The sequence below is a fragment of the Pseudomonas sp. C27(2019) genome (assembly GCF_008807395.1).
Taxonomy (GTDB): Bacteria; Pseudomonadota; Gammaproteobacteria; order Pseudomonadales; family Pseudomonadaceae; genus Denitrificimonas.
This window is the reverse complement of record NZ_CP043320.1, coordinates 3,208,855-3,217,366: the sequence shown is the minus strand read 5'-3', so window position 1 is coordinate 3,217,366 and position 8,512 is coordinate 3,208,855. Positions and strand designations below refer to the sequence as shown.

Below are 8,512 nucleotides of genomic sequence, written 5' to 3'. Positions count from 1 at the left end.
TCTGGCCAAGTAACGGCTAAGGCGCATGTGCTGCATAGCGCTATAACATTCCTCGCGCATTAAGCTTATCGGTTTAGCCCGACAAGCTTCTAGGAGATGATTCCGTTAGTCCTTTTTAAACACATAAAACAAGTTCGGCTCGCTAACGATATAAATAGTCCCTTCTGCATCAATAGCCACACCCTCAGCTTGCTTGATACTGCGCGCTAAGTTATTAAAGCCCACTGCTAAGCTAATAAAGCTGACGGGGTTACCCTCGGTATCCAGCTCCAAGAGCATGCGCGACTCATCCGACAACACCAATACGTGCCCAGTGCGCTGATCAACCGCCAGTGAAGAAAGATCACGCATAAACACCTGTTTAGAGCGCAACTCAAGTAATGCCTGTGGCGCTGCGCTGTCATCTTCGCCCCTGCTCAGGAAAGGGCAAACTAAACAAACCAAAGGGCTGCGCTCCTTGGCCAACAGCATACGTTGGTTGCGCGCATCCCACGCCACCCCTTCAAAACCCTTATTGCCAGCATTCAGGTAGCCCAAACTGATCGAGACCAAGGCATCACCGTCTATAAACTGGCATCGGGTGACAGATGAAAAATCGTCATCTCCCCTCGCCGCTCATCAATAATAGCAATGCGCCCGTCACTCAATACTTCCACCCCTTCAGGATCAGAAAAGCCGCGCAATTCGACCACCCGTAACACCCCGGTTAGCGACAACTCAACCAGTTTGGGGATTCTTCCCGTCACGGTAAACAAGGTGTTGCTCAGCGGACTCCAGCTTAGACCCGAGGTTTCCGCCTCGGCCAAGCCTGCTAACGGCTTGGCTTGAATTACCGCGCGATAGCCTGGCAGCCAAATGCTGTCCGCTTGCTCCTGTGTACTGGTAGTGTGCTCTTGCCATAAGAACCGCAGACGATCATCCCAGTGCAAGTAACGCGATAGAGTTACTGCTGCAATTACAGCAAGCAACAACAACGTCCATAATTTCGGGCGCTGTCTCATCCTTTTAAACATGTTAATAACCTTCCCATTCATCACGTATAAGTCACAAGCAACTGCTGTGTCAGCGGCCTCATTCGGGCCGATCTAATTCAGCGCGCCATCCTACTGCTAAAATCAGACCAGCGCCCAAGACAATCGTTATACTCTGCACATTGTTTATTTGGAGAGTCCCATGTCACTGCCTTTTTTACGCTTAAAATCTAATGCTGATCGTCGTTTACGCAGCGGCCATTTATGGGTCTATAGCAATGAAATTGATACCAAGCTCTCGCCCTTAAGCGGGTTTAAAGTCGGTGACCAAGCCATTGTAGAAAACGCCTCAGGAAAAACCCTAGGCGTGGTGGTGATGAGCCCGCAAACACTGGTGTGCGCACGCTTGGTCTCACGTGAAACTGAGCACCGTCTAGATAAATCACTGCTGGTGCACCGCCTCAATATTGCTCTGTCATTACGCGAGCGCCTGTTTGACACGCCTTTTTATCGTTTACTGCATGCCGAAGGTGATTTATTACCGGGACTGGAAGTCGATCGTTTTGGCGATATTCTGGTGGCGCAAATCACTGCCGCCTGCATGGAGCCGCATAAAGAGATCATTCTTGAAGCGCTTTTACAGGTTTTGCAAGCCCACTGGTGTGCTCTGGCGCAATGATGCCAATACCCGCGACGCAGAAGGCTTGGAGCGCTATTTAGAAGTTGCCCACGGCGAAGTGCCGGAATGGGTGCAGCTGCTCGAAAATGACCTGACCTATAACGCGCCCTTGCTGCAAAAAGAAAGCACTGGGCTGGCATTACGATCAGCGCTTTAACCGCCTACAGGCGGCAGTCTATTGCACAGACAAACGCGTGCTGTCGGTGTACAGCGATGTTGGCAGCTGGGGTATTCCCGCAGCGCTGGCCGGTGCCACTGAAGTACTCTGCGCCGATGCCTCTGCGCATGCTTTAGATGCCTTAGAACAAAATGCGCAACTTAACGATATCGGTGAAACCCTGCTCTGCGCCGAAGGTGATGTGCTGGAAACCTTGCAAGCTCTCAAAGCTGACGAAGAACGTTTTGATGTGATCATCGTTGATCCACCGGCTTTTATTAAGCGCAAAAAAGTAAAAAGCGGCGAAGCCGGTTACCGCAAACTCTACGAGCATTGCATCGCTTACTCAGCCGTGACGGTATTTTAATTTGCTCATCTCGCTCGCCGTTTTTCACTGAAGAAAGCATGCACAGCACCTTGCTGGCCAGTGCGCGGCATTTGGATCGCAATATTCAAATCCTGGAGCAAAGCGGACAAAGTGCTGACCACCCGATGCACCCGGCCATCCCAGAAACCCGCCATCTAAAATACACCGTATGCCGTATTTTACCCAACAGTTAAACTGGCACAGTTAACAGCACTAAGCAAATCAGCACTGCCCTTTGCCGAGCCGCACTGGGCAGCGTAGAATCAAATTTTACTCGTCACTACCCTCGGCGAGCCAAGCATACTTTGCGCATCGCACGGTCACCCCGCGGCAACAGTTGCAGATGCTTTTATCGCCCTATTTTATTTTGCAGGAAGTTCTCATGCCTGATTATCGTTCGAAAACCTCCACCTTCGGCCGCAACATGGCGGGTGCTCGCGCACTATGGCGTGCAACCGGTATGACCGACGAAGATTTTCATAAGCCCATTATTGCAGTTGCCAACTCCTTTACCCAGTTTGTGCCAGGTCACGTGCACCTCAAAGACATGGGCCAATTAGTGGCGCGTGAAATTGAACGCGCGGGTGGTGTTGCCAAGAATTTAATACCATTGCCGTGGATGATGGCATCGCCATGGGTCACGATGGCATGCTCTATTCTCTGCCCAGCCGTGAGATCATTGCCGACTCGGTTGAGTACATGGCCAATGCGCACTGCGCCGATGCTTTGGTGTGTATTTCCAACTGCGATAAGATCACCCCTGGCATGCTGATGGCCGCCTTGCGTCTGAATATCCCAGTGGTGTTTGTCTCTGGCGGCCCAATGGAAGCGGGTAAAACCAAACTGGCCAGCCACGGTTTAGATTTAGTGGATGCCATGGTGATTGCTGCGGATGACGACGCATCCGATGAAGAGGTTGCCGAATACGAGCGTAGCGCCTGCCCCACCTGTGGTTCTTGCTCAGGCATGTTTACTGCCAACTCGATGAACTGTCTGGTTGAAGCCTTAGGCCTAGGTTTACCAGGTAACGGCACAGTACTGGCCACTCACGCTGACCGTGAAGAGCTGTTCTTAGAAGCCGTCGCACCATTGTTGAGCTGTGCCACCGTTACTATAAAAGACGACGCTTCAGCCCTACCGCGCAATATTGCTAACTTTAAAGCCTTTGAAAATGCCATGTCGCTGGACATTGCCATGGGCGGCTCAACCAACACCATTCTGCACCTGTTAGCTGCTGCGCAAGAGCCGAAATGGACTTTGACTTACTGGATATTGACCGCTTATCGCGTACAGTGCCGGAGCTGTGTAAAGTCGCACCCAACATCAAGGACTATCATATGGAAGATGTGCACCGCGCCGGTGTATTTTCAGTATTTTAGGCTCATTGGCGCGCGGTGGCTTCTTACACACGGACCTACCAACCGTGCACAGCAAAGACTATGGCTGAGGCCATTGCTAAGTGGACATCACTCAAACTGAAGATGAAGCCGTACACACCTTCTTTTAAAGCAGGCCCAGGCGGCATTCCAACCCAGACTGCATTTAGCCAAGCTACGCGCTGGCCGACGCTGGACTTAGACCGTGAAAGCGGCTGTATCCGCAGTGTGGAACACGCTTACTCTACTGAAGGCGGCTTAGCCGTGCTCTACGGTAATATCGCTGAAGATGGCTGTGTGGTAAAAACCGCTGGTGTGGATAAATCTATTCATGTCTTTAAAGGCACAGCAAAAATCTTCGAAAGCCAAGACTCTGCGGTGCGCGGCATTCTCGCAGACGAGGTGAAGCCTGGCGATATCGTGATTATTCGTTACGAAGGCCCGAAAGGCGGCCCAGGCATGCAAGAAATGCTCTATCCCACCAGTTACCTGAAGTCCAAAGGCTTAGGTGAGCAATGCGCGCTGCTGACCGACGGGCGCTTCTCTGGCGGCACCTCAGGCTTATCCATTGGCCATGCTTCACCAGAAGCCGCCGCCGGTGGTGCTATTGGCTTAGTGCAGGAAGGCGATACAATTTTAATTGATATCCCCAACCGCAGTATCAATCTACAAATCAGCGATGCTGAGCTGGCCGAGCGCCGTTTGGCGCAAGATGGCAAAGGCTGGAAGCCGGTGGAAGTACGTCCACGTAAAGTGACCACAGCTCTTAAGGCCTACGCGCTGTTAGCCACCAGTGCTGACAAAGGTGCAGTACGCAACAAAGCCATGTTGGATGATTGCTTTAATAACGCAGAGTCTATGCCTAAGCTTTAAACCAAAAAGCCCCAGCTCTCTACAAAGAACTGGGGCTTTTTTACGCTTGTACTAGAAACCTAAAGCACGCTACAGCCATGCTATTTAGACAGGCACCACCGATAAGTCAGCCAGCAAACGTGAAGCAATAAATAAATAAGTCACCACACCGGTCGCATCGCACACCGAGGTAATTAACGGTGCACTGGCGCTGGGGTCAAAATTAAATTTACTCAGCACAAAGGGTAAACTCATGCCTATCATGCAACCGATCATCACAATCGAAACCATACTTAACGCCAGCACCAAGGCCACAGTCTCGTCACCACGAACATAGCCTAAAACAGATACCGCTGCCGCCATCGTACAACCCAACGCGAGCGCCACCAAGGCTTCACGTCCAATCAAGTGCAGCCAATCCCGCATTACCACTTCACCGGTAGCTAGAGCGCGCACCATAAGGGTGGCTGACTGCGAACCGGCGTTACCACCGCTGTCCACCAGCAACGGCAGAAAAAACACTAAAACAATATTGGCGGCGATAATGTCTTCAAAATGAGCAATTCCAGCACCAGAGAATAAGTTACCAAACACCAGTAATACCAACCAAAAAACACGTTTGCGATACAGCAAACCAATACTGGCGTCTTTCAAGTTACCAATAACGGTGCTAACACCCGCCGATTTATGAATATCATCGGTTGCCTCTGCACTGACCACATCCATAGCATCATCATAAGTGACAATACCAATCAGTACGCCAATCTCATCAATAATTGGCAACGCCAACAAATCATAGCGAGCAATTTTCTTGGCAATATCTTCTTGATCATCTCCCACATCAGCGCTAACCACATCACTGGTCATCAAATCTTCAATCGTCTTATTCAGGTCGGCGAGAATTAAATCACGCAATGACACCACGCCCAGCAAACGCCGCTCATCATCAATCACATAAACCTGATAAATTGTTTCTGCATCGGGTGCTTCATCACGTAAGTACGCTAGGGATTGAGCGACACTCATGTCTTGTTTCAGCGCGCATAATCCGAAGTCATCAGGGCGCCGGCCGTACCTTCCACATAGGCCGATAGTTTACGAATGTCTTCACGCTCAGCTTGCGCCAACGCCGGTAAATATCACGCTGATTTTGGTCAAAACGTTTAAATAAGTCGGTGCGCTCATCGGCCGGCATTTCACTGACTAATTCAGCCAGCGTGGCGCGCGGAAACTCACGGCTAAACGCACTTGCTCGTCAGCTTCAATATAACTAAATACTTCCGCACGCTTAGGTAAGCGTTCCAGTAAGCGCCAGCACAGGGTCGGCTCTAGCTGCTCTAAAACATCTGCTAGATCAACAGGGCGCAGACTCTTAACAGCAGCCAAGGCACTATCAAAATCATTATTTCCAATGGCATCGCTCAAGGCGAGCGTAAGGGTTGTATCGGTGTGATCCATTTTAAATCTCCAAGCGACCGGCATCGGGTAACGTATGGAGACTCGCGACTCAAAACCAGCGTGGTCAGTCCATCATAAACCGTCAAAAACACACTGATCATAATAGCGAATAAAGCCCAGCAAGGGCCTGTACAAGATTTGTCCATAGAGCCTTAATGTTCTCTCTTGAGGCGTTTATGCGGCGTGCGAATACTAGGGCAAGCACTCAGCAATAACAACTGTAGCGGTATTTGCCTGATTCAGTTAGCCCAATATTGTGATAATCGGTATGCTTGCCTGCAACGACTAATTATTTCTTTTGAACAGTATTTTGAGTGGTGCTGTACACCCTTTTTGGAGCGTATTTTGACAGCAACAATTGATGACGTAAAAAACTATTTGCTGGACCTACAAGAGCGTATTTTGTGCGACTTTAGAGCAGGCCGATGGCGGCTCTTTTTTTAAGGAAAGCTGGCAGCGTCCAGTGGCGGCGGGGGCCGTACCCGCGTTTTAGAAAATGGCGCATTAATTGAAAAAGGCGGCGTGAATTTTTCCCATGTCTATGGCGACTCTTTACCGCCATCGGCCAGCGCGCACCGCCCCGAGTTGCGGGCCGCTCATTCCAAGCCATGGGTTTATCCTTGGTGATTCACCCAAAAACCCACATATTCCAACCTCGCACGCCAATGTGCGCTTGTTTGTTGCAGAAAGGAGGGAGAAGATCCAATCTGGTGGTTTGGCGGCGGCTTTGACCTTACCCCTTATTACCCTGAAGAAGAAGACTGTGTGCATTGGCACCAAGTCGCACATGATGCCTGCGCGCCGTTTGGCGAGACGGTGTATGCTGACTATAAAGCCTGGTGCGATCGCTACTTTTACCTGAAGCACCGCGATGAACCACGCGGCATTGGCGGTCTATTTTTTGACGACCTTAATCAGTGGGATTTTGCCACCTGCTTTGCTTTTATGCGCGCCGTCGGTGAAGCCTTTCTTGAGGCTTATATGCCGATTGTGGAACGCCGCCGGCATACGCCATTCACTGAGCAAGAGCGTGAGTTCCAAGCCTACCGCCGGGGACGCTATGTTGAGTTCAACTTAGTCTTTGACCGCGGTACTTTATTTGGCCTGCAGTCAGGCGGGCGCACAGAATCGATTTTAATGTCGCTGCCACCGCAGGTGCGCTGGGGCTACGACTGGAAGCCTGCAGCCAACAGCCGCGAAGCACGACTGACCCAATACTTTTTACAAGACCGTGACTGGCTTGGCGAGGCACAAAGAAAATGAAATATTATGGCGTATTTGGCAATCCCATTGCTCACAGTAAATCACCACTGATTCATCGCTTGTTTGCAGAACAAACGGGCCAACAAATCAGCTATGAACCGCTACTGGCACCTTTAGATGACTTTACTTCAGCAGTTACAGCATTTTTTAAAACAGGCAGCGGCGCCAATGTCACTGTGCCCTTTAAAGAACAGGCCTTTGCCCTCGCTGATCAACTCAGTGAGCGTGCGCTACGCGCCAAAGCCGTTAACACCCTGAAAAAACTCGATGATGGTCGCCTGCTCGGTGATAACACTGATGGCGCTGGGTTAGTCAATGATCTGTTAAATAACCACGTTGAGCTGGCCGGTAAAAATATCTTAATTTTAGGTGCCGGTGGTGCCGTACGCGGTGTGCTTGAGCCGCTGCTCGCTCAGCTACCAGCAGAGCTGTGCATCGTCAATCGCACCGTTGAAAAAGCCGAGCAGTTGGCGCAAGAGTTTTCTGACATAGGGCCGATGACCGCCTGTGGCTATGACTGGATTGACGAGCCTGTGGATATCATTATCAATGGCACCTCAGCCAGCCTCTCTGGTGACCTACCACCTCTAGCCAGCACCTTGATCAAGGCCGGCGATACCGTCTGCTACGATATGATGTACGGCAAGCAGACCACTGTCTTTAATCAGTGGGCGCAGCAACACGGCGCTGCGCGCACTTTAGATGGCTTGGGCATGCTGGTTGAGCAAGCAGCAGAAGCCTTTTATCTGTGGACAGGCGTGCGCCCTGACCCTGCGCCGGTATTGCAGCAGCTACGCGCGCAACTCTAAATATTCGTTGGCCATTACCCTAAGCTGGACGCAGCACCTGCCCCGTACGCAAATCGCGGATGGTGCTGGGCTTGCTGCTCTGGCCCAGCTCACCGCTTAACACCGCATCAAGCTGGCCATGAAAATACTGCTCAATGCGTAAACGGCTTTTCGCTGGTAAACGGCCGCTGGGGTTGGCTGAAGTCGACACCAACGGGCCAGTTAATGTGCAAAGCTGCGCAACCAGCGGATGAGCACTGACACGAATAGCAACACTATCATGTGCACCACAAATCCACTCAGGCACACGGTTATGGTGTGGCACCAGCCAGGTATTGGGGCCCGGCCAGCTGTCTGTTAACTGCTGCAGTTGCTCTGCAGTTAAGCCGTCCAGCAACCAAGCAAACTGCTTTATGTCTGCCGCGACTAAGATCAAACCTTTATGCACAGGCCGCTCTTTCAAAGCTAGCAAGCGCGCCACAGCCGTTGCGTTAAAAGGATCACAACCCAAACCCCAAACCGCCTCCGTAGGATAGGCAATCACCGCGCCGCGGCGAACTTTTTGCGCAATCTGTTGAATCTGCCAAGCATTGGTCATGAA

At 51.1% G+C, this 8,512-nt stretch carries 6 protein-coding genes and 4 pseudogenes; 6 read left to right on the top strand and 4 right to left on the bottom strand.

Annotated features, from left to right (window positions below; translation table 11 throughout):
• Nucleotides 1-105 precede the first annotated feature (105 nt).
• Nucleotides 106-1,013 (bottom strand): annotated as a pseudogene (locus FXF61_RS14820) (SdiA-regulated domain-containing protein).
• 160 nt (nt 1,014-1,173) lie between these two features.
• Here FXF61_RS14820 and FXF61_RS14815 point away from each other — a divergent pair.
• The 4 genes and pseudogenes from FXF61_RS14815 to FXF61_RS15190 all read left to right on the top strand — a co-directional run bounded on the left by FXF61_RS14815 (nt 1,174) and on the right by FXF61_RS15190 (nt 4,423).
• A pseudogene (locus FXF61_RS14815) lies at nt 1,174-2,368 on the top strand (class I SAM-dependent rRNA methyltransferase).
• 149 nt (nt 2,369-2,517) lie between these two features.
• Nucleotides 2,518-3,449 (top strand): annotated as a pseudogene (locus FXF61_RS15200) (dihydroxy-acid dehydratase); the annotation flags it as partial.
• Complete coding sequence (locus FXF61_RS15195) at nt 3,425-3,553, top strand: dihydroxy-acid dehydratase (RefSeq protein WP_256663554.1); 129 nt, start codon at nt 3,425-3,427, stop codon at nt 3,551-3,553. The pseudogene FXF61_RS15200 and the gene FXF61_RS15195, both read left to right, overlap by 25 nt.
• A 60-nt stretch (nt 3,554-3,613) precedes the next feature.
• Nucleotides 3,614-4,423, top strand: coding sequence for a dihydroxy-acid dehydratase (locus FXF61_RS15190; RefSeq protein ID WP_256663461.1), 810 nt, complete (start codon nt 3,614-3,616; stop codon nt 4,421-4,423).
• Between the two features lie 84 nt (nt 4,424-4,507).
• On the opposite strand, the gene mgtE is transcribed toward FXF61_RS15190, so the two are convergent.
• Nucleotides 4,508-5,428, bottom strand: a complete 921-nt coding sequence (gene mgtE, locus FXF61_RS14805) for a magnesium transporter (RefSeq protein WP_256663460.1) — start codon at nt 5,426-5,428, stop codon at nt 4,508-4,510.
• Nucleotides 5,429-5,605: 177 nt separating this feature from the next.
• On the bottom strand, nt 5,606-5,860 hold the full coding sequence (locus FXF61_RS15185) for a hypothetical protein (RefSeq protein WP_256663459.1): 255 nt from the start codon (nt 5,858-5,860) through the stop codon (nt 5,606-5,608).
• Between the two features lie 522 nt (nt 5,861-6,382).
• On the opposite strand from FXF61_RS15185, the pseudogene hemF reads away from it, so the two are divergent.
• Nucleotides 6,383-7,123, top strand: a pseudogene (hemF, locus tag FXF61_RS14800) (oxygen-dependent coproporphyrinogen oxidase).
• On the top strand, nt 7,120-7,932 hold the full coding sequence (gene aroE / locus FXF61_RS14795) for a shikimate dehydrogenase (RefSeq protein ID WP_151183356.1): 813 nt from the start codon (nt 7,120-7,122) through the stop codon (nt 7,930-7,932). The pseudogene hemF and the gene aroE overlap by 4 nt, the downstream one beginning before the upstream one ends.
• 19 nt (nt 7,933-7,951) lie before the next feature.
• Here the strand turns inward: aroE and FXF61_RS14790 are convergent, their stop codons facing one another.
• Nucleotides 7,952-8,509: an L-threonylcarbamoyladenylate synthase gene (locus tag FXF61_RS14790; RefSeq protein WP_151183355.1), complete on the bottom strand. Its 558-nt coding sequence runs from the start codon at nt 8,507-8,509 to the stop codon at nt 7,952-7,954.
• Nucleotides 8,510-8,512 lie beyond the last annotated feature (3 nt).

Excerpts from the sequence above, each read along its gene's own strand:
- aroE (WP_151183356.1), top strand. The coding sequence starts at position 7,120 with ATGAAATATTATGGCGTATTTGGCAATCCCATTGCTCACAGTAAATCA.
- mgtE (WP_256663460.1), bottom strand. The coding sequence starts at position 5,428 with ATGAGTGTCGCTCAATCCCTAGCGTACTTACGTGATGAAGCACCCGAT.
- FXF61_RS15195 (WP_256663554.1), top strand. The coding sequence starts at position 3,425 with ATGGACTTTGACTTACTGGATATTGACCGCTTATCGCGTACAGTGCCG.
- FXF61_RS15190 (WP_256663461.1), top strand. The coding sequence starts at position 3,614 with ATGGCTGAGGCCATTGCTAAGTGGACATCACTCAAACTGAAGATGAAG.
- FXF61_RS14790 (WP_151183355.1), bottom strand. The coding sequence starts at position 8,509 with ATGACCAATGCTTGGCAGATTCAACAGATTGCGCAAAAAGTTCGCCGC.
- FXF61_RS15185 (WP_256663459.1), bottom strand. The coding sequence starts at position 5,860 with ATGGATCACACCGATACAACCCTTACGCTCGCCTTGAGCGATGCCATT.